At 73.2% G+C, this 18,533-nt stretch carries 20 protein-coding genes; 9 read left to right on the forward strand and 11 right to left on the reverse strand.

Features of this window, described 5'->3' with window-relative positions:
* Positions 1–9: 9 nt before the first annotated feature.
* Positions 10–825 (reverse strand): DUF72 domain-containing protein, encoded by an 816-nt coding sequence (locus ACQP0N_RS06515; RefSeq protein ID WP_433121463.1) that lies wholly within the window; start codon positions 823–825, stop codon positions 10–12.
* Positions 826–957: 132 nt separating this feature from the next.
* On the opposite strand from ACQP0N_RS06515, the gene ACQP0N_RS06520 reads away from it, so the two are divergent.
* Complete coding sequence (locus ACQP0N_RS06520; RefSeq protein WP_433118396.1) at positions 958–1,689, forward strand: Clp protease N-terminal domain-containing protein; 732 nt, start codon at positions 958–960, stop codon at positions 1,687–1,689.
* Positions 1,690–1,698: 9 nt separating this feature from the next.
* On the opposite strand, the gene ACQP0N_RS06525 is transcribed toward ACQP0N_RS06520, so the two are convergent.
* Together ACQP0N_RS06525 and ACQP0N_RS06530 are read right to left on the reverse strand one after the other, a co-directional pair.
* A complete protein-coding gene (locus ACQP0N_RS06525; protein WP_124771885.1) occupies positions 1,699–2,217 on the reverse strand; it encodes a hypothetical protein in 519 nt (172 codons plus the stop codon).
* A gap of 137 nt (positions 2,218–2,354) precedes the next feature.
* Positions 2,355–2,540, reverse strand: a complete 186-nt coding sequence (locus ACQP0N_RS06530; RefSeq protein WP_433118398.1) for a DNA repair protein — start codon at positions 2,538–2,540, stop codon at positions 2,355–2,357.
* 170 nt (positions 2,541–2,710) lie between these two features.
* Between ACQP0N_RS06530 and ACQP0N_RS06535 the strand changes: the two genes are divergently transcribed.
* Positions 2,711–3,373, forward strand: coding sequence for a GNAT family N-acetyltransferase (locus ACQP0N_RS06535; protein WP_433118400.1), 663 nt, complete (start codon positions 2,711–2,713; stop codon positions 3,371–3,373).
* 235 nt (positions 3,374–3,608) lie between these two features.
* Here the strand turns inward: ACQP0N_RS06535 and ACQP0N_RS06540 are convergent, their stop codons facing one another.
* Positions 3,609–5,063: a glycoside hydrolase family 3 protein gene (locus ACQP0N_RS06540; RefSeq protein WP_433118402.1), complete on the reverse strand. Its 1,455-nt coding sequence runs from the start codon at positions 5,061–5,063 to the stop codon at positions 3,609–3,611.
* A gap of 164 nt (positions 5,064–5,227) precedes the next feature.
* Here ACQP0N_RS06540 and ACQP0N_RS06545 point away from each other — a divergent pair, with 164 nt between their 5' ends.
* A complete protein-coding gene (locus tag ACQP0N_RS06545; protein WP_433118404.1) occupies positions 5,228–6,403 on the forward strand; it encodes an ROK family transcriptional regulator in 1,176 nt (391 codons plus the stop codon).
* An 84-nt stretch (positions 6,404–6,487) separates the two neighbouring features.
* On the opposite strand, the gene ACQP0N_RS06550 is transcribed toward ACQP0N_RS06545, so the two are convergent.
* Complete coding sequence (locus ACQP0N_RS06550; RefSeq protein WP_433118406.1) at positions 6,488–7,501, reverse strand: ABC transporter permease subunit; 1,014 nt, start codon at positions 7,499–7,501, stop codon at positions 6,488–6,490.
* Positions 7,498–8,508, reverse strand: a complete 1,011-nt coding sequence (locus tag ACQP0N_RS06555) for an ABC transporter ATP-binding protein (protein WP_355052120.1) — start codon at positions 8,506–8,508, stop codon at positions 7,498–7,500. The genes ACQP0N_RS06550 and ACQP0N_RS06555 overlap by 4 nt, the downstream gene beginning before the upstream one ends.
* A 131-nt stretch (positions 8,509–8,639) precedes the next feature.
* Between ACQP0N_RS06555 and ACQP0N_RS06560 the strand changes: the two genes are divergently transcribed.
* The gene (locus ACQP0N_RS06560; RefSeq protein ID WP_433118408.1) at positions 8,640–9,482 is read left to right on the forward strand and encodes an ABC transporter ATP-binding protein; all 843 of its coding nucleotides are present in this window, start codon (positions 8,640–8,642) and stop codon (positions 9,480–9,482) included.
* Between the two features lie 10 nt (positions 9,483–9,492).
* On the forward strand, positions 9,493–10,389 hold the full coding sequence (locus ACQP0N_RS06565) for a ribokinase (protein ID WP_433121466.1): 897 nt from the start codon (positions 9,493–9,495) through the stop codon (positions 10,387–10,389).
* Positions 10,390–10,429: 40 nt separating this feature from the next.
* Here ACQP0N_RS06565 and ACQP0N_RS06570 read toward each other — a convergent pair whose 3' ends face one another.
* A complete protein-coding gene (locus tag ACQP0N_RS06570; RefSeq protein ID WP_433121468.1) occupies positions 10,430–11,362 on the reverse strand; it encodes a helix-turn-helix domain-containing protein in 933 nt (310 codons plus the stop codon).
* Positions 11,363–11,529: 167 nt separating this feature from the next.
* Here ACQP0N_RS06570 and ACQP0N_RS06575 point away from each other — a divergent pair, with 167 nt between their 5' ends.
* Complete coding sequence (locus ACQP0N_RS06575) at positions 11,530–11,985, forward strand: rhodanese-like domain-containing protein (RefSeq protein ID WP_433118410.1); 456 nt, start codon at positions 11,530–11,532, stop codon at positions 11,983–11,985.
* Between the two features lie 20 nt (positions 11,986–12,005).
* Here the strand turns inward: ACQP0N_RS06575 and ACQP0N_RS06580 are convergent, their stop codons facing one another.
* Positions 12,006–12,734: a hypothetical protein gene (locus tag ACQP0N_RS06580; RefSeq protein ID WP_433118412.1), complete on the reverse strand. Its 729-nt coding sequence runs from the start codon at positions 12,732–12,734 to the stop codon at positions 12,006–12,008.
* Between the two features lie 90 nt (positions 12,735–12,824).
* Between ACQP0N_RS06580 and ACQP0N_RS06585 the strand changes: the two genes are divergently transcribed.
* Positions 12,825–14,411, forward strand: coding sequence for an alpha/beta hydrolase (locus ACQP0N_RS06585; protein ID WP_433118415.1), 1,587 nt, complete (start codon positions 12,825–12,827; stop codon positions 14,409–14,411).
* A 14-nt stretch (positions 14,412–14,425) separates the two neighbouring features.
* Here ACQP0N_RS06585 and ACQP0N_RS06590 read toward each other — a convergent pair whose 3' ends face one another.
* The 3 genes from ACQP0N_RS06590 to ACQP0N_RS06600 all read right to left on the reverse strand — a co-directional run bounded on the left by ACQP0N_RS06590 (position 14,426) and on the right by ACQP0N_RS06600 (position 15,944).
* Complete coding sequence (locus tag ACQP0N_RS06590; protein ID WP_433118417.1) at positions 14,426–14,797, reverse strand: DoxX family protein; 372 nt, start codon at positions 14,795–14,797, stop codon at positions 14,426–14,428.
* Positions 14,794–15,276, reverse strand: a complete 483-nt coding sequence (locus tag ACQP0N_RS06595; RefSeq protein WP_355052125.1) for a DUF6232 family protein — start codon at positions 15,274–15,276, stop codon at positions 14,794–14,796. The genes ACQP0N_RS06590 and ACQP0N_RS06595 overlap by 4 nt, the downstream gene beginning before the upstream one ends.
* 188 nt (positions 15,277–15,464) lie before the next feature.
* Positions 15,465–15,944, reverse strand: coding sequence for a DUF6232 family protein (locus tag ACQP0N_RS06600; protein ID WP_433118419.1), 480 nt, complete (start codon positions 15,942–15,944; stop codon positions 15,465–15,467).
* A 98-nt stretch (positions 15,945–16,042) separates the two neighbouring features.
* Here ACQP0N_RS06600 and ACQP0N_RS06605 point away from each other — a divergent pair, with 98 nt between their 5' ends.
* Both ACQP0N_RS06605 and ACQP0N_RS06610 read left to right on the forward strand, forming a co-directional pair.
* The gene (locus tag ACQP0N_RS06605) at positions 16,043–16,816 is read left to right on the forward strand and encodes an enoyl-CoA hydratase/isomerase family protein (RefSeq protein WP_433118422.1); all 774 of its coding nucleotides are present in this window, start codon (positions 16,043–16,045) and stop codon (positions 16,814–16,816) included.
* 93 nt (positions 16,817–16,909) lie between these two features.
* Positions 16,910–18,532 carry an acetolactate synthase gene (locus ACQP0N_RS06610; protein ID WP_433118424.1) on the forward strand — a complete coding sequence of 541 codons (1,623 nt, stop codon included), beginning with the start codon at positions 16,910–16,912 and terminating at the stop codon, positions 18,530–18,532.
* Position 18,533 lies beyond the last annotated feature (1 nt).

Raw genomic sequence — 18,533 nt, forward strand, 5'->3', positions numbered from 1 at the left:
CGTGGGTGGTCAGAAGAGGGTCAGCGGCTCGACGGCAATCGGGTCGGGCAGCGGGTCGAGGCCCGGCACGTGGGCGCGTACCTCGTCGTGGAACCGCCGGGCGAGCCGCGGCGCGTCGGCGTTGTCCGGTGTGTGGACGAACATGGTGGGGGAGCGCCCCTCGCGCAGCCAGCCGGCGGTGACCTCGACCCAACGCTGCCACCCCCGCACGGTCCGGGTGTCGTCGTCGCGGCCCAGGTAACGCACGATCGGGCGGTCGGTCAGCGCGACGGACCGCAGCGGCACCCGGGGTTTCTTCATCCAGGCGTCGCGTTCGGCGTCACTTGTCGGCGGGCGGCTGAAGAACGCGGTGGTGTCGAAGGGGATCCACTCGGCCGACGCCCCGGTGAGGGTCTCCTCGAGCAGCCGGGTCGCGCGGGGTTCGGTGAAGAACGCGGGATGGCGGACCTCCACGGCGTAGCGGTGGGAAGCCGGGAGTTGCGCGAGGAACCGGCCGAGCATGGGTACGTCGGACGGCGCGAACGACCCCGGCAGTTGAATCCAGAGGGCGTGGACGCGTGGGCCGAGGGGCTCGATCGCGTCCAGGAAGGCGTGCAGCGGCTCGTCGGCGTTGGTGAGCCGACGTTCGTGCGTGACGACCTTGGGCAGCTTGAGGACGAATCGGAAGCCGGCCTCGGTCTGCGCGGCCCAGGATGCCACGGTGTCCCGGGTCGGGGTCGCGTAGAAGGTGGTGTTGCCCTCCACGGCATCGCACCAACTGGCGTAGTGCCGGAGGCGCTCTCCGGACGGCAGCGAGTGCCCCGGCCACGACCGGTGACTCCACATGGCGCACCCCACGTGCAGACGCATGCCGGCTCCCCTCCGCTGTGCGGCCGCGCCCACCCTAGCGGGCAACTCGGCGACGGATGTCGTCAACCAATGGTTGACGAAACGTGGGCGTCAACCTATGGTTGACGCATGACCGAGCCATTCCAGATGAGCAACCCCGTCAAGCTCGACGACCTGATCCAGGCGATCAAGAAGGCGCACACCGACGCACTCGACCAGCTCACCGACGCGGTGATCGCCGCCGACCATCTCGGTGAGGTCGCCGACCATTTGATCGGCCACTTCGTCGACCAGGCCCGGCGCTCCGGTGCGTCGTGGACCGACATCGGTCGCAGCATGGGGGTCAGCAAGCAGGCCGCCCAGAAGCGCTTCGTGGCCAAGGGCTCCAGCGACGCGGGGGCGCTCGATCCCAACGCCGGCTTCGGGAGGTTCACCCCGCGAGCCCGCAACGTGGTCATGGCCTCGCAGGAGGAGGCCCGCGCCGCCGGGAACCCCGAGATCGGCCCCGCGCACCTGGTGCTCGGGCTGCTGGCCGAGCCGGAGGGCCTGGCCGTCCGGGTGCTGGTCGGTCGGGGCGCGACCCCCGAGGCGGTACGCGAGGCCGTCGGCGCCGTCCTCCCGGCCGCCAGCGGCGACGTCCCCGACCTGATTCCCTACAACGCCGACGGCAAGAAGGCGTTGGAGCTGACCTTCCGGGAGGCGCTGCGCCTCGGGCACAACTACATCGGCACCGAGCACATCCTGCTCGCCCTGCTGGAGCAGGAGGACGGCGCCGGAGTGCTCACCGACCTCGGCCTGAACAAGGCGGCGGTCGAAGCCGACCTGGCCGCCGCCCTCGCCGCCGCCGTCGCTCAGCAGTAGGAACCGGGGTCAGGACGCCTCGGGGAAGCCGTAGCGCAGGGCGTGCTCCGGATCGGCCGGGTCGATCTGGCGTACGCCCGCGTCCGCGAGCCGCTTGTTGACCTCGTCGAGTTGCTCGCGGACCAGCCGGGCCTCCTCCTCGGTGACGCGGCCCCGGTGCGGCTTGCCGGCGTGCTCCAACGTGCCGTAGTCGATCTTTTCGGCGCTCTTGCGGGCCTTGGGCGGGCGGACCCGTTCGGCCGTCTTCAACAACTGCGCCATCGGGACGTCGGTGGCCATCGCGTCGAACTCGCTCGCCGTCAGGACGACCCGCCGGGGCTCGCCCCCGCCGTGCCGGTCGTGGATCTCGACCACCGCCACGTCCAGCGCGGCGTCGTCGATGTTCTCCACCTCGCCCGGTGTGGCGTCGAGCTGCACGGGCCCGGCGACCAGGTCCGGGTGCTCCAGGACGACGACACGAACCACCTCGTCGTCCTGCTGCAGAACGGTTCCGGTGAAGTCGGAGACGTGGATCGTCTTCTTGCCCATGCGCGGAGCTTCTCCTGTCGTAGGCCGGGGTGCCGGACCTGCACGAAATTACCCGACAGGTGTGCGAATGCCGTCGCTGGTCCTCCTGCGGTGTGTCGTCCCCGACGCTGTCCGTCGCAGCCGCCGCGTCGGTGGGTTCAGCGCCGGTTGAGGCCGTGCCGGCCGGAGCTGGCCGGCAGCTCGTTCAGCGCCGCCCAGGGCAGCCCGCCCGTCGCACGGACCACCCGGTACCCCGCCTGCGTCGGGGTGTCCGTGGCGGCCTCGCCTGCTCGCCAGAGTCGCGCGGGGTGCTGGTGGAAACGGTCGTTCGGCTGAATCGGCATGCCCATACCGTGGCAGAGAAAGGTGTCCAGGTATGGAAATACCTATGACGGTCGATGTGGCGAGCTGATTCCCGGATCTCGGGCAGCGTCCCACGCCGGCGCGATGGTCCGCCCGGTCGAGCCGCCCAGGCGTACGGTGATCACGACGTGTGGGGCGACGGGAGGTACGCATGCTCGACCGGCGGTTGCAGCTGCACCTCGCCTCCTGGCTCGGCCAGTGGCCGGCCGGGCCCGGGCTGCACGTGGTCGCCTCGCGCCGGCGGGCACTGCCGGCCTGGGACGGCCGGCTGCGCCCGGCCCTCGCCGTGGACACCGGCCGGAGCGCGGTGCTCTCCGTCGCGCCGGAGCGGGTCGCCGCTGTCCGGGCGTTGATCGAGCGCGCGCCGGAACGGCTGCTTGCCGTACTGCCGGAGGCCGTCGGGCAGCCCGCCTTCTGCATTCACGACGGCCCCTTCCGCTGGACTCTCTCGCCCGCGCCCCTGCCCGACGTGGGCGAGTGGGTCGCCTCGACGACCCCTGGGCTGCCGCCCTGGCTGCGGCTGTTCGACAGGCCGGTGCTGGTGGTGCGCGATGTCGACGGGGCCTACCTGGCGGGCGCCGCCATCAAACGCCACGACGCGTACGGGCACGAGCTCGCCGTCGGCACCGCGCCGGCGGCCCGCGGCCGGGGCCTCGCACGTCGGCTGGTGGCGCAGGCGGCGCGGCGGGTCCTGGACGAGGGCGCGGTGCCGACCTACCTGCACGAGAGGGACAACCAGGCCTCGGCCCGGGTGGCGGAGGCGGCGGGCTTCCCGGACCGGGGTTGGCGGGCGTACGGGGTGTATCCGCGCTGAGGTGGGCTCAGTGCGCGGACCGTGGATCCCGGGCCGGATCCACGGTCCGCAACCTGCCCCCAGGCCCCGGCTCTCTCCGATCGGCCGTACCACTGACGCGCCGATCCGATATCGATCACGCTACGTATCGAAACTGCAAGCTGCAAGATGCGAGCAGTCGGGTCGGAGTGTCGAATAGTGGACTTGACCTGCGACGAAGCGCGGTGACGTTGGTGAGCCGATCAGTAACGCAGGGTCAACCCGCCAGGCCGAGCGCCTCGGCCGCCGCCCGTCCGTTGGCGTGACTCGCGCCGTACGTGGTGACGAACGCCCGTGCGGCGGACGGTCGCCACGCCCCCGGCCAGCCCATCTCCACGACGGTCACCGGATGCGCGGCGGCCAGCGCGTCGACCAGTTCCGGGCCGCCGGGCAGCCGATGCAGGTGCCGCCCGACCAGCACGATCGGCCGGTCCCCGGCCAACTCGCGGACGGCCGCCTGATCGGTCTCGCTGGCCACGACGCGGATCTCGCGTCCACCGTCGAGGTGCGGGCCGAGGCCCCACGGCACCCGGCCCTCGGCCATCGTGGACTCGGTGTGCAACTGCACCACCAGCGGCTGGTCCAGGCCGGTGAGAAGTCCCTCCACCCGCACCGCCCGGCGAGCCGCCGCGTACCCCAGATCGGGGTCGGGGGTGGCCGACGACCGGCCGGCGGCCCGGGTCCAGGCGGCGAGCGCGGCGGCGCGGCCGGCCGCCTCCTCCACCCGCGCGAGCGGCAGTCGACCGTCGGTGGTCGCCTCGACGATCTCGGCGGCCACCCGTTCGACCAGGGCGGCGTCGACCTGTGCGCCGATGCAGAGCAGGTCGGCGCCGGCCGACAGCGCCCGTACGGCGGCCGGCCCGACGCCCCCGGCGGCCACCGCCGCGCCCTTCATCTCCAGGGCGTCGGTGATCACCGTGCCGGTGAAGCCATACTCGCCCCGCAGCAGGTCGACCAGGACGGCCCGGCTGAAGGTTGCCGGCCCGTCGCCGGTCAGCGCCGGCACCCGGATGTGCGCGGTCATCACGGCCTGCGTGCCGGCCGCGACGACCGCGGCGAACGGCGGCAGGTCGCGCTGGCGGAGCAGTTCCAGCGGTACGTCCACCGTGGGCAGCTCGTGGTGGGAGTCGGTGACCGTCGCGCCGTGTCCGGGGAAGTGCTTGGCGCAGGCGGCCACACCGGCGGCCTGGAGGCCACCGACGGCGGCGGCCGAGTGTGCGGCCACCCGTAGCGGGTCGGCGCCGAACGAGCGGGTGCCGATCACCGGGTTGTCGTCGGCGGTGTTCACGTCGACCGTGGGGGCCAGGTTGACGGTGACGCCCAGCGCGGCCAGCTCTGCGCCGATCGACTGGTAGACCCGGCGGGTGAGCGCCACGTCGCCGACCGCGCCGAGGGCGGCGTTACCGGGGTACGGGCTACCGGTGGCGTGGGCCAGCCGGGTCACGTCGCCACCCTCCTCGTCGATGGCGATCAGCACGTCCGACCGTCCGGCGCGCAGCGCCGCCGTGCTCGCCGCAACCTGCGCGGGGTCGTGCACGTTCGTGCCGAAGAGGGTGTGCCCGGCCAGGCCGTCGGCCACGAGGTCGACCGCCCACTGCGGCGGGACCGCTCCCGGGTACGCGGCGAGCAAGGTGCCCAGCGCGAGCCGGCGCAGTCCTGGATCGAGCCCCACGAGATTTCCCCCTTCGCTTCCCGTGGATACGAACGTGTACCCGCGGTGGTCGTCGCCCTGCCGGGTTGGCCGAGCGCTCTGCCTCCGGGTGACCGTTACGCTACGGCTACCCGTTCGCAGGTCGGTTACAGTTAGCAAAGTTTACTAAAACTAGAGGACGTGGCATGAGTGCGACCCGGCTGCCCGGCACCCCCCGCCTGTTGCGGGCGCTCAACGACCGTGCGGCGCTGGAACTGCTCCTCGAGCGGGGACCGCTCACCCGGGCCCGCCTCGGCGAGCTGACCGGCCTGTCCAAGGTCACCGCCTCGCAGCTCGTCGAGCGCCTGGAGGAGCGCGGCCTGGTCAGCCGGGTCGGCGAGCAGGCCGGCGGGCGAGGGCCGAACGCCCAGCTCTACGCCGTACGCGCGAGCAGCGCGCACGTCGTCGGGGTGGACGTCGGGCCGGACCGGGTGGTGGCCGCCTGCGCCGACATCACCGGTGCCGTCATCGGCCGGGTGGAGCAGTCGACGCGGGACACCGACGATCCGGTGGGCGTGGTGCACAACGCCGTGGTGCAGGCCGCCAGTAGCGCCCAGGCGCAGCTCAGCAGCGTCCGACGGATCGTGCTCGGCACGCCGGGCCTGGTCGATCCGCAGACCGGCGACATCACCTTCGCCTTCAACCTGCCGCGCTGGCACAGCGGTCTGCTGGCCGCGCTGCGGGACGACCTGCACACCCCGGTGGTCTTCGAGAACGACGTCAACCTGGCCGCGGTGGCCGAGGCGCAGTCCGGCGCCGCGCAGGGCGTGGCGGACTTCGTCCTGGTCTGGGTGGGCGCCGGTGTCGGCCTGGCGATCATGCTGGGTGGGCGGCTGCACCACGGCAGCAGCGGAGCGGCGGGCGAGATCGGCTACCTGCCGGTGCCCGGCGCACCCATCCCACGCGATGTCTCGCGGCGCGCGAAGCCCGCCTTCCAGCAGGTGATCGGCGGTGACTCGGTGCGCTCGGTGGCCCGTGAGCACGGCTTCTCCGCGCCGGACGCCGCCGGCGCGGTGCGTGCGGCGGTCGCGGCCGGCGCCGCCGGTGGTTCGATGCTCGACGAGTTGGCCCGCCGGCTCGCGCTCGGCGTGGCCAGCACCTGCGTGGTGCTCGACCCGCCGTTGGTCGTGCTGGCCGGCGAGGTCGGCCAGGCCGGCGGCACGGCGCTCGCCGACCGGGTGCAGCGGGAGGTCGCCGCGATCACCCTGGTCCGGCCGCGGGTGGTGCCCACCGGCCTCACCGAGGAGCCGATCCTGCGGGGCGCCCTGCGTACCGCGTTGAACGCCGTCCGTGACGAGGTGTTCGGCTCCACCGTCGGCTGAGCCCGCTGCGGCGGTCATGTGAAGGAATATTTCACCGCTGGCCGCCCGGCTGCAAGCTCTTGCCACCGGGCGGCCGTTGCCCCCTCAGTTCAGATCACGGCGGCGGAAGGCGGCGAAGGCCAGCACGGTCAACCCACCGGCGACCGCGAGCAGCACCGCCAGCGACGGTCTCCAGGTGAGGGTGTAGAAGCCCTCGCAGGACGTGCCGCTGAAGTTGCGCCGACAGAGCTGCGAATCCCAGATCCGCACCTCGCCACTGAGCCACGCCCCGACGTACGTGGAGAGCATCAACTGTTCCGGCCGCCGGGCATCGACGATCGCCAGCACCAGCCGGGCGCCGAGCTCCCACACCACCGCGTATGCGGCGACCACCCCGAGCGCCGCCGACGTGTGCCGGCCCAGCGTCGCGATGGCGAAACCCGACGCGGTGGCCAGCAGCACCAGCACCAGGCCCCGGCCGTGGATGGCGCCCAGCGAGCTCCAGAAGTCACCGTCGAGCCGACCGGCCAGCCCGGCGGTCTGCCCGATCACCCAGAAGGTGGCCAGGTAGGCCACCGAGGCGACCACCGCCAGCGCCAACATGGCGGCCAGCAGCGTGCCCAGCTTCGCGCCCAGCACCGTCAGCCGGCGTGGCCGCCACAGCAGCAGGTTCACGACCCCACCGGAGTTCAGGTCCGCCCCGATGTACGAGGCGCCGACCAGGAAACCGAACAGCACCAGGAACGCGATGAGGAAGAACAGCAGCGGTTTGGCCTGCTCGGCGAAGTTGAACACCCCCGACAGGTAGTCGGACGTGATCGGCAACCGGTCCTGCTGGGCCGGGTCCATGTCGGAACAGTCGGCGGGCAGGTAGTCCTGGGTGTCGGGGGTCGAGATCCCGTCCCGCCGGGCCAGGCACTGCTGGTAGCTGACCTCCATGCTCCGCCGCGCCTCGATGGCCTGCTGCCGTGCCGAGGAGAGTTCTTCGGCGCTCGGCTGGTGCGACCCGGCCAGCGTGGTCGCGGCCGTGATGCCGAACGCCAGCACCAGCAGGACGATCATGAGCTGCACGAAGCGGCGTGCGGAGAGCCGCTCCAACTCGGCCCGGACCAGGTTCACGCGTCCACTCCCCGAACGTCGAGATCGATCACCGGCGCGCCGTCGGCGTCCACCGGTCGTGCCGCCTCGTCGACCTGACGGGGCACCGAGGGGTGCTCCCCGGCCCCGGTCAGCTCCAGGAAGACGCTCTCCAGGTCGGGTCGCAGCGGCGTCAGCTCGGCGACCCACAGATCCTGTTCACCGAGGGCGCGGCTGATGACCGTCGGGTCGGTCGCCCCGCTCACCACCAGCGTCTCGCCCTCGACGGCGGCCGTCAGCTCCGCCGCGCGTAGCACGTCGGCGGCACGCTCGGGCTCGGCCACCCGGACCAGGAACTCGTGCCGGTCGTGACCAGCCAGCACCTCGTCCACCCGGCCGGTCGCCACCCGACGCCCCCGCGAAATGATCGTGACGTGGTCGCAGATCAGTTGGATCTCGCCCAGGATGTGGCTCGACACCAGCACGGTCACCCCGGCGGCGGCGAGTGACCGCATCAGGTCGCGCATCTCGCGGATGCCCGCCGGATCGAGGCCGTTCGCCGGCTCGTCGAGAATGAGCAGACGCGGATCCTTCAGCAGCGCGGACGCCACCGCGAGGCGCTGCTTCATGCCCAGCGAGTAGCCCTTCACCCGCTCGTCGCCCCGGTCGCGCAGGCCCACCAGCTCCAGCGCCTCGTCCACCCGCGAGATCGACACCCCGCCGGCGCGGGCCAGCAGTCGCAACGTACGACGGCCGGTGAAGTTGCCGAAGAACTGCGGACTCTCCACGATGGCGCCGACCTGGCCCGCCACCCGGGGCAGCAGCTCCGGCGACGGCTCGCCGAACACCGTCATCCGCCCGCTGTCGGCGCGGACCAGCCCGAGCAGGGCGCGCAACGTGGTGGTCTTACCCGAGCCGTTGGGCCCCAGGAAACCGTGGATCTGTCCCGCCTCGACCAGCAGGTCGAACCCGTCGACCGCCACCCTCCTGCCGCTGCGCAGACTGCGGAAGGTCTTGCGCAGACCCTCGATCTCGATGACCGCGCTCATCCGCGCGGCGCCAAACCTCGACCGGGCATGGGCCGTCCCTGGGTTGTGGTGATCAACGACACGGTGCCTCACCCTATGGCCAGAGCGCCGCCCGTGGGGGGCACGCCACTCCTGCGTGGTTGGATGGTCGGGTGACTGGTGACCTGATCCCCGGCGCTGCCGGCGCCGCGCCTGCCGCCGCACCCGTGGACCCGGATCTGGTGGTCAGCCTCGACAGCGTGGGCGTACGCCGCTCCGACAACGCCCTGTTGCAGGACCTGACCTGGCGCGTCGAGCTGGACGAGCGCTGGGTGGTGCTCGGCCCCAACGGCGCGGGCAAGACCACCCTGCTCAACCTGGCCGCCGGTCGGCTGCACCCCACCACCGGCGTCGCGTACGTCCTCGGTGAGCGGATCGGGCGCACCGACATCAACGAGCTGCAGACCCGCATCGGGCTCACCACGGCCGCGCTCGCCGCGCGGGTGCCCGCCGACGAGCAGGTCAGCGATGTGGTGGTCACCGCAGCGTGGTCGGTGGTCGGACGCTGGCGGGAGAGCTACGAGCACGGCGACGTGGCGCGGGCCCGGGCGCTGCTCAGCCAGCTCGGCGTCGGCAACCTCGCCGAGCGCCGCTACGGCACCCTCTCCGACGGAGAACGCAAGCGCGTCCAGATCGCCCGGGCGCTGATGACCGACCCGGAGCTGCTGCTGCTCGACGAGCCCACCGCCGGGCTCGACCTCGGTGGCCGCGAGGACCTGCTCGGCCGGCTGGCCGAGCTGGCGTACGACCCGGACGCCCCCGCCATGGTGCTCGTCACCCACCACGTGGAGGAGATCCCGCCCGGGTTCACCCACGCGCTGCTGCTGCGCGAGGGCGCGGTCGTCGCCCAGGGCCTGCTGGCCGAGACGTTGACCGGCGACAACCTCTCCAAGACCTTCGGTCTGCCGTTGGTGGTCGAGCGCTCCGGCGACCGCTACACCGCGCGCGCCGCCTGAGCGGGTGACCATGTCGCCGACGCGGGTGGTGGTGGTGGGCAGCGCCAACATGGACCTGGTCGCGATGGCCCCCTCGCTGCCCCGGCCGGGCCAGACCATGCTCGGCACCGACTTCGTGATGGTGCCCGGCGGCAAGGGCGCCAACCAGGCCATCGCCGCCGTCCGGGCCGGCGCCTCCTGCACCTTCCTGGGCGCGATCGGCTCCGACGCGTTCGGCGTGACGCTCCGCGCCCGCATCACGGCGGCCGGCGTGGACACCGGTCACCTGCGGGTGGTGTACGGCACCTCCGGCGTGGCGCTCGTGATGGTGAACGGCCAGGGGGAGAACGCCATCGTCGTCACCCCCGGCGCGAACGACGCGCTGGTCGGCCTCACCGACGAGGAGTTGGCCACGGTACGCGAGGCGGACGTCCTGGTCGCCCAGTTGGAGGTCCCGGTGCCCACGGTGACCGCCGCGGCGCTGGCCGCCCGCGCCGCCGGCACCCGGGTCGTCCTCAACGCCGCACCGGCCCGGGACCTTCCTCCGGAGCTGCTCGAAGCCGTGGATTTGCTCGTCGTCAACGAGGGTGAGGCGCAGGCGTTCACCGGCCGGGGCCGGGACGACCCGAGGGCGCTGCTCGACCTGGTGCCCCGCGCGGTACTCACCCTCGGTGACGCGGGGGCCTGGTACGTCGACCGGGAGGGCGCCGAGGTGCACGTGCCCGCCATCCGGGTGGACGTGGTCGACTCCACGGCGGCCGGCGACGCGTTCACCGCCGCGCTGGCGGTCGGCTGGGGCGAGGGGCGGGACGTCGTCGACGCCGTACGCTGGGCGGCGGCGGCCGGCGCGGCCTGCGTACGCAAGCTCGGCGCCTCGGTGGCGCTGCCGCAGCGGGCCGAGATCGACGCGTTGTACGCGCCGGGCTGACCCGTCGTCGAGGGCCGCGAGGTCGACCGGCCCGGCCACGTCACGCCGGCCGGCCGGCGCCCGTCCGAAAGGCCCGCCGGTAGGCCGATGGCGACGTCAGCATGATCCGTCCGAAGTGGTGGCGGTAGGTGACCGGGGTGTCGAAGCCCACCGCACCCGCGATCTGCTCGATCGCGGCGTCGGTCTCCTCCAGCAGCGCCAAACTGGCCCGAACCCGCTGGTCGATGAGCCACCGGATCGGACTGGTCCCGGTGGCGCGGGTGAAGTGCCGCAGATAGGTGCGCGGTGACATGTGTGCCCGTCCGGCGAGCCGGGCGACGCTCAGCGGCTCGGCGAGGTGTGCGAGCGCCCAGTCGATGCTGGCGGCGATCCGGTCGTCGTCCGGGTCGGCCGTCACCGGCGCCTCGACGAACTGGGCCTGGCCGCCGTCCCGGTGCGGCGGGATGACCAGCCGCCGGGCGACCGCGTTGGCGATCGCCGCGCCGTGATCGCGCCGCACCACGTGCACGCTGAGATCGAGCCCGGCGGCACTGCCGGCGCTGGTGAGCAGGTCGCCGTCATCGAGGTAGAGCACGTTCGGATCCACCTCGACGCGCGGGTACCGCCGTGCCAGCAGCTCCGCGTACCGCCAGTGGGTGGTGGCCCGCCGCCCGTCCAGCAGCCCGGCGCCGGCCAGCGCGAACGCGCCCGAACAGATCGACATGATCCGAGCGCCGCGGGCGTGCGCTGTCCGCAGCGCGGCCACCAGCGCGGGCGACGGGTCGGCGGTCACGTCCGGCACGCCGGGCACGATCACCGTCCGCGCCGCCGCCAGCTCCGCCAGGCCGTACGGGGTGTGCAGGCTGACCCCGCCGACCACCGGCACCGGCCCCGGCCTCTCGGCGCAGATCACCAGGTCGTACCAGTCGACGTCGAACTCGGGGCGGGGCAGCCCGAACACCTCGGTGACGATGCCGGTCTCGAACACCGACATCCCCGGGTACGCGAGCACCGCGACGCGGTGACCGGCGGCCGGCCGTCGCGGCGACGGCAGCGCCCTCGGACGGCTACCCACCGCACTGCTCGACATGGCGGGATGTTAGCGCAGGACGTCGTTGCCGCCACTCGTCTTGGACCGTCCGGCCGGCCACGATCAGTGGCATGACCTTCACCCTTGCCGTCCCGCCAGCCGCTCCGGACGTCGCGGCCGCCCACTTTCTCGCCCGACTCAGCGTCCAGACGGATGTCAGTGACGTGCACGCCGACCTGACCGCCCGTACCCCCGGGCTCGTGGTGGTCGACTCCCGGGGAGTGGCCGCGTGGGCGCAGGGCCGCCTGCCGGGAGCGGTGCACCTGCCCACCGCCGAAATCGCCGCCCGCGCACCGGAGGAGATCCCCGCCGGTACAGCGGTGGTCACCTACTGCTGGGGCCCGGGCTGCAACGGCGCGACCCGGGCGGCGCTGGAGTTCGCCCGGCTCGGCATTCCGGTCAAGGAGATGCTCGGCGGGTTCGAGTACTGGGTACGGGAGGGGCTGCCGGTGGAGACCGAGAGCGGACTGACCCGACGTCCCGTCGACGACCTGACCGCACCCACGAAGGCAACCTGCGACTGCTGATCCGGCCGTCTGCGCGTGGGTCAGTCGGCGGGTTCGTCGCTCAGCTTCTCGCCCCGCCGACGCAGCATGCCGAGGCCGGGGATGCCGGCCACGGCGAGCTTGAGGTCACGGGTGACGTCGAGCAAATCGTGCAGGTCGGGCCCGACCCGGTCGAGGGTCGCGAGGATCGGCAGGATGTCGGCGGTCAGGTGCTCCTTGAGCTTGGGCAACTCGTCGATCAGGTGGATCGCCGCCGTGATCTCCTCGTGGCTCAGCTCCGCCACGAACCTGTCGGCCATCGGCGCGGCCCGGCGCAGCGCCGGCTCGTACGCCGCCAGCAGTTCGGCCGCCGTGGCCGCGGCCCGCGCGGCCGTGTCCACGGTGACCGCGGCGTTGCCGGCCACCGCGTCGGCCCCGGTGACCACCGTGCCCGCGAGGCGCGCGACCTTGTCGGCCTCGTTCACCACCACGGCGGCGGCCGCGGCCACCTCGGTGGCCGTGTCGACGGCGGTGGTCGCGGCGGCGCTGATCACCGCCACCTCACGGACCGCCGTCTCGGCGTCGGTGAGTACCCCATCGGTCCGGTCCAGGGTCGTCTCGATCCGATCGACCACGCCGTTGATCCTGGCCAGCAGCGCTTCCACCCCGTCCAGCACCGCGAACGCGCGGGCGGGCACGGCGGCGAACGAGGCGGCCGAGCCGAGCGCCTGGTCGAGGGCGGAGCGGGTCAGGCCGACCACGGCGGTTGGGGTGGGGAGGGGAAGTGCCATGGGACCAAGTGTGCGTCGGTCCTGCCACAACCGCTCGTTCGCGGCTGTCGGCCCGGTCCGGGACGCGGTGCTCGGCGGTAGGGTGCCGGCATGTCGGCCGTACCGCCGCGCCACCCGCCGAGCACCCGGATCGCCGTCCTGCTCGCCGTGCTCGCGGCGGTCACCGCCGCGCTCGGCGCGACGGTGCTGGTACGCGCCGACGCCGGCCTCACCGTGCGGCAGATCACCGTCGACGGGGTGCCGATGACCGAGGTACGCGCCGGCCCGCCGAACCCGGACGTCCGGCGACCCGGCGTGGTGATCGCACACGGCTTCGCCGGCTCGGCACGGCTGATGCGTCCGATCGCCGACACCGTCGCCCGTCGCGGAGCGGTCGCGCTGGTGTTCGACTTCGCCGGGCACGGTGCCAACCCGGCCCGGCTCGGTACCGGCACGTCGCCCCCGACGCTCGCCGCCGACCTGGACATCGCCGTCGGACACCTGCGTACCCAACCGGACGTGGACCCGACCCAGATCATGCTGGTCGGCCACTCGATGGGCGCCGGCGCGGTGACCCGCTACGCGGCCGGGCATCCCGAGATCGCCCGGACCGTGGCGATCTCGCTGCCCGAGGCCGGCGAGCTGCCCCCCGGTCGGCCGAGCGACCTGCTGCTGATCGTGGGCGGCGCGGAGTTCCCGGGGTTCCGGCGGGCAGCCGACGACGCCGCCCGGCGGGGCGCGACGGTGGGTCGCCGGCCCGCCGTCGTGGTGCCGGGGGTGGAGCACACCTCGGTGCTCTTCGCCCCGCGCACCCACGAGGAGATCGCCCGCTGGCTGCCCAGCGTGGACCGGGACGGCCCGCCCCGTCCGTTCGCCCGTCTCACCGGCGCGGCGCTGCTGCTGGTCGCGTTCGCCGTCGGCCTGGTGCCCCTGGCAGCGCTGCTCCTGGGCCGACGGCCTGCCGTGGCGCCAGCGGTCGGCGGGCGCGGTGCTCCGGCGCACGCTCCGGGCGGGCGGTACGCGGTCGCGCTTCCGGGGGCCGAACGGGTGCCGGTGGGGCCGGCGCTGCGCGGTTGGGCCCTGCTCGGGCTCGCCGTCGTCGCCAGCGGTCTCGCCGCGGCTGCCGCGGTCGTCCTGCCGACCAACCGTCTCCCGCTGGCGGTCGGCGGTTACGTCAGCGGATTTCTGCTGCTCACCGGCATCCTGACGATCGGCGGGCAACGCTGGCTGCCGGGCGGCACACGGATGCCCGTCGACGCCGAGATCGGCAGGCGGACACCGGCGCGGATCGCCGTCGCGGCCGTGGCGCTGGCGGCGTACGCGATTCTCGCCGTGGCGCTGCCGATCCACCTCGGCCTGACCTCGGCGCGGCCGGTCGGCGCCCGCTGGTGGCTGCTTCCCCTGGTGCTGGGTGCGTGCCTGCTGTTCCTGCTGGGCGTGGAGCAGGTCGCGGCCGGCCGGACGTGGCGTCGCGCGCTGGTCGTCGCGGTCACCGTGGTCGTGCTGAGCACGGCGGCGGTGGTGGGCCTGGCGCCCGGGTTCGTGCTGCTGGTGGTGCCGCTGTTCGCGGTACTGCTCGGCTGGCACGTGCTGTGGGCCGCCGTCCTGGATCGGTACGCGCCCCCGCGTTGGCTACCGGCCATCGTCGGCGCAGCCCTGCTGGGCTGGCCGATCGCCGCCACCCTGCCGCTGACCTGAACTGACCGGGGGCTCTAGCGGGTGGCGCGGGCGACGCGCAGCGCCCACCAGATCAGTGGCACCTGCATCGGCACCCGGCCGTAGGCGATCGCCCGCCTCGCCGGCCGCCGGTGCCGCCAGTCGACCGCCATCTTCACGTTGGCCGGCAGTACGGCGACGAACAGCGCGGCGGCGGCTCGACCACCTGTCCGCCGGGTGGCAGGGTGCGCCACCGCCGCAGCCAACGCCAATTCGGCGACCCCACTGGCGTACGTCCAGAAGCGGGCCGGACCGGGCAGCGTACGAGGCACGATCGGGTCGTAGTAGCCGGGACGCAGCAGATGGGTGACGCCGGCCGCGGCGAGCAGCCCGGCCAAGCCGACGGCCTCGCCGTGTCGGGTGGTCATCGATGGTCCCCCTGCTGTTCGACGGCGCGCTGCACGGCCCGGTAGATCTGTCCGAACCGTAGCGCGTCCGGTGTGCGCAGGAGCATGTGCTCCTGACCGTGGTGCTGCACCCACAGTTCGTGCACGTGACTGCCGCGCTCGTAGGAGCGGTCCAGCCAGCCGAGGGGGATCTCCAGGAAGGGCGCCAACGCCAGCGCCCCCACCGCGCAGGCGGCGAGGATGATCAGCGCCAACTGCCAGTTGCCCCGGTCCTGGGCCGACCACGCCAGCGACACCACGCAGACCAGCGCGACGAGGGGCGGCAGCGACAGCAGCAGGACCAGCACACCGCGACCCAGCACCCGGCCGCGTACGGCGAGCGTCTTCGGCCCCCGTTGGTGCCAGACGAACGTCACGTCGGGCAGGGCGATCACCTGACCGCCCGCCCGGATCGACTCGGATGTCACCTGCACCGCGTCGTCCCGGTAATAGAGGGTCATCACTAAGCCTAACCACCGCCAGGCAACCCCGCGCGCCCTCCGCCCCGCGCGCCTGCCCCGCCCCCGCCTCGCCGATCTTGCACTTTGTGCTGCGACATAAGGGGGCATAGCAGTTGCTCTCGACAGCAGAAACTGCAAGATCGGCGGGGGAGAGGGGCGCGGGGGCGGGGTGCGGGGGCGAGGGTGGGCTAGCGGCGGGCGGCGGGGCGGGCGGGCTGGCTGGCCTCCATGGCGCGCTGGACCGCCCGGTAGATCTGGCCGAAGCGCAGCGCGTCGCGGGTGTGCAGCAAACGCACCGGCTGGCCCCGCCAGCGGGCCCAGATCTCCAGTTGGCGGCTGCCCCTGGCGTACGAACGGTCCAGGTGCTCGAAGAGGAAGTCGGCGACCGGACCGACGGCCAGCCCGACCAGCACCGAGGCGCCCACGATCGCGATCGTGACGGTGGGTGAGCGGTGCAGCCAGACGGCCACGCCGATGCCGAGCACCGCAGCGACCAGCGGGCCGGCCAGGGCGGCGCCGATCGCGCCTCGCCCGGCGAGCACCCGCCAGGAGCGGCTGCCACGGCGGTGCCAGACCATGGTGATCTCGGCCAGGGGATAGCTGCGCCCGTCGACCTGGACGGCGTTGGAGGTGACCCGTACCGACCGGTCGTCGTAGAAAGTGATCATGGCTGGACTCCCGCCCGCGGGGCTGACACCACACTACTTACCCCAACGACCCGGGTCGTAAGGTTGGCACGCGACTTCGACGAGGAAGTGAGGGCAGCGTGGGCGAGTTCGTTCGGCTGGAGACCACTGACGGCATCGGCACCATCCGGCTGGAGCGGCCGCCGATGAACGCGCTCAACACGCAGGTGCAGGAGGAGTTGCGCGCCGCCGCCACGGCGGCCACCGCCGATCCCGAGGTCCGCGCCGTCATCGTGTACGGCGGGGAGAAGGTCTTCGCCGCCGGGGCGGACATCAAGCAGATGGCCGAGATGTCCTACGTGGACATGGCCGACCGGGCCGCGGCCCTGTCCAGCGCGCTCGGCGCGATCGCCCGCATCCCGAAGCCGGTGGTGGCGGCGATCACCGGGTACGCCCTCGGCGGCGGCTGCGAGCTGGCGTTGGCCTGTGACTGGCGGGTGGTCGCCGAGGACGCCAAGCTCGGCCAGCCGGAGATCAAGCTGGGCGTCATTCCCGGTGCGGGCGGCACGCAGCGGCTGGCGCGTCTCGTGGGTCCGGCGCGGGCGAAGGATCTGATCATGTCCGGGCGGATGGTCGACGCCCAGGAGGCGCTGCGGATCGGTCTCGCCGACCGGGTCGTACCGGCCGCCGAGGTGTACGACGCAGCCGTCGCGCTCGTCACGCCGTACCTCAAGGGTCCTGTGCAGGCCCTGCGCGCCGCGAAGCTGGCGGTCGACGGCGGCCTCGACATGGACCTCAACTCGGGCCTGGCCTGGGAGAGTCAGCTCTTCGCGGCGCTGTTCGCGACCGACGACCGGCGCGAGGGGATGACCGCGTTCGTCGAGAAGCGCAAGCCGGACTTCACCGGCCGCTGACCGGTCGGGTCGACGGCAAACCGAGAGCGGTTCACATTCTGCCTACCGGCCAGTAACGTGTGACGTCGGCCATCTGCGACCAAAGGAGCGGCGATGACGGAGCGGATCGAAGGTCACGGCGGGGAACTGGCGCTCGCTGCGTTGCGGGCGCACGGGGTACGGGAGATGTTCACCCTCTCCGGCGGCCACGTCTTCCCGCTCTACGACGCCGCGCACAAGGCCGACTTCCCGATCTACGACGTCCGGCACGAGCAGTCGGCGGTCTTCGCGGCCGAGGCGGTGGCGAAGCTTCAGCGCCGACCCGGCCTCGCCGTGCTCACCGCCGGCCCCGGTGTCACCAACGGCATCTCCGGCCTGACCAGCGCCTTCTTCAACGCGTCCCCGGTGCTGGTGCTCGGTGGCCGGGCACCCGCGTTCCGGTGGGGGTCGGGCAGCCTCCAGGAGATGGACCACCTGCCGCTGGTCGCCCCGGTCACCAAGCACGCCGAGACGGTGTTCAGCACCGACGACATTCCGCGTGCGGTGGGTGCCGCCCTCACCGCCGCGCTCACCCCGCACCGGGGCCCGGTCTTCCTGGACTTCCCGCTGGAGACGGTCTTCTCGGTCGCCGAGACCGACCTGCCCGCGCCGTCCGGCGTCGACGCCGTCGAGCCGGACCCGGACGAGGTCAGCCGGGCCGCGACGCTGATCGCCGGCGCACAGCGACCGGTCATCATCGCCGGCTCGGACGTGTACGCGGGCGACGCGGTGGCGGCCCTGCGCGAGGCCGCCGAGGCGTTGCAGGTGCCGGTCTTCACCAACGGGATGGGCCGCGGCTCCCTGCCCCCGGAGCACCCCCTCGCCTTCGCCAAGGCCCGCCGCGCCGCGCTCTCCGGCGCCGACGTCGTCGTGGTGGTCGGCACGCCGCTGGACTTCCGGCTCAGCTTCGGTGACTTCGGCGACGCCAAGGTCGTGCACATCGTCGACGCCCCCAGTCAGCGCGCCACGCACGTGCAGCCGGCCGTCGCCCCCGCCGGTGACCTGCGCCTGATCCTCTCCGCGCTGGCCGACCACGCCGGTGACCGGGCCGACCACACCGACTGGATCGCCGACCTGCGGGTCGCCGAGGACGCCGCCCGCGCCCGCGACGCGGCCGAGATGGCCGCCGAGACCGACCCGATCCGGCCGGCCCGGATCTACGGCGAGCTGCGCCGGGTGCTCGCCCGCGACGCGATCACCATCGGCGACGGCGGCGACTTCGTCTCGTACGCCGGGCGCTACCTGGAGCCGTCGCAGCCCGGCACCTGGTTGGACCCGGGCCCGTACGGCTGCCTGGGCACCGGCATGGGTTACGCGATGGGGGCCCGGGTCAGCCACCCGGACCGGCAGATCTGCGTGCTGATGGGCGACGGCGCGGCCGGCTTCTCGCTGATGGACGTCGAGTCGCTGGTCCGCCAGAAGCTGCCGGTGGTGATCGTCGTCGGCAACAACGGCATCTGGGGGTTGGAGAAGCACCCGATGCGGGCCATGTACGGCTACGACGTGGCCGCCGACCTCCAGCCGGAGCTGCGCTACGACACGGTGGTCAGCGCGCTCGGTGGTGCGGGGGAGACGGTCGCGAAGGCGGCCGACCTTCAGCCGGCACTCCAGCGGGCCTTCGACTCCGGCGTGCCGTACCTGGTCAACGTGCTCACCGACCCGACCGACGCGTACCCCCGCTCGTCGAACCTGGCCTGAG

The sequence above is a fragment of the Micromonospora sp. CA-246542 genome, assembly GCF_050942905.1.
In the GTDB taxonomy this organism is placed as follows: domain Bacteria; phylum Actinomycetota; class Actinomycetes; order Mycobacteriales; family Micromonosporaceae; genus Micromonospora.

Excerpts from the sequence above, each read along its gene's own strand:
- ACQP0N_RS06515 (WP_433121463.1), bottom strand. The coding sequence starts at position 825 with ATGTGGAGTCACCGGTCGTGGCCGGGGCACTCGCTGCCGTCCGGAGAG.
- ACQP0N_RS06520 (WP_433118396.1), top strand. The coding sequence starts at position 958 with ATGACCGAGCCATTCCAGATGAGCAACCCCGTCAAGCTCGACGACCTG.
- ACQP0N_RS06525 (WP_124771885.1), bottom strand. The coding sequence starts at position 2,217 with ATGGGCAAGAAGACGATCCACGTCTCCGACTTCACCGGAACCGTTCTG.
- ACQP0N_RS06530 (WP_433118398.1), bottom strand. The coding sequence starts at position 2,540 with ATGCCGATTCAGCCGAACGACCGTTTCCACCAGCACCCCGCGCGACTC.
- ACQP0N_RS06535 (WP_433118400.1), top strand. The coding sequence starts at position 2,711 with ATGCTCGACCGGCGGTTGCAGCTGCACCTCGCCTCCTGGCTCGGCCAG.
- ACQP0N_RS06545 (WP_433118404.1), top strand. The coding sequence starts at position 5,228 with ATGAGTGCGACCCGGCTGCCCGGCACCCCCCGCCTGTTGCGGGCGCTC.
- ACQP0N_RS06555 (WP_355052120.1), bottom strand. The coding sequence starts at position 8,508 with ATGAGCGCGGTCATCGAGATCGAGGGTCTGCGCAAGACCTTCCGCAGT.
- ACQP0N_RS06565 (WP_433121466.1), top strand. The coding sequence starts at position 9,493 with ATGTCGCCGACGCGGGTGGTGGTGGTGGGCAGCGCCAACATGGACCTG.
- ACQP0N_RS06570 (WP_433121468.1), bottom strand. The coding sequence starts at position 11,362 with ATGTCGGTGTTCGAGACCGGCATCGTCACCGAGGTGTTCGGGCTGCCC.
- ACQP0N_RS06575 (WP_433118410.1), top strand. The coding sequence starts at position 11,530 with ATGACCTTCACCCTTGCCGTCCCGCCAGCCGCTCCGGACGTCGCGGCC.
- ACQP0N_RS06580 (WP_433118412.1), bottom strand. The coding sequence starts at position 12,734 with ATGGCACTTCCCCTCCCCACCCCAACCGCCGTGGTCGGCCTGACCCGC.
- ACQP0N_RS06585 (WP_433118415.1), top strand. The coding sequence starts at position 12,825 with ATGTCGGCCGTACCGCCGCGCCACCCGCCGAGCACCCGGATCGCCGTC.
- ACQP0N_RS06590 (WP_433118417.1), bottom strand. The coding sequence starts at position 14,797 with ATGACCACCCGACACGGCGAGGCCGTCGGCTTGGCCGGGCTGCTCGCC.
- ACQP0N_RS06595 (WP_355052125.1), bottom strand. The coding sequence starts at position 15,276 with ATGACCCTCTATTACCGGGACGACGCGGTGCAGGTGACATCCGAGTCG.
- ACQP0N_RS06600 (WP_433118419.1), bottom strand. The coding sequence starts at position 15,944 with ATGATCACTTTCTACGACGACCGGTCGGTACGGGTCACCTCCAACGCC.
- ACQP0N_RS06610 (WP_433118424.1), top strand. The coding sequence starts at position 16,910 with ATGACGGAGCGGATCGAAGGTCACGGCGGGGAACTGGCGCTCGCTGCG.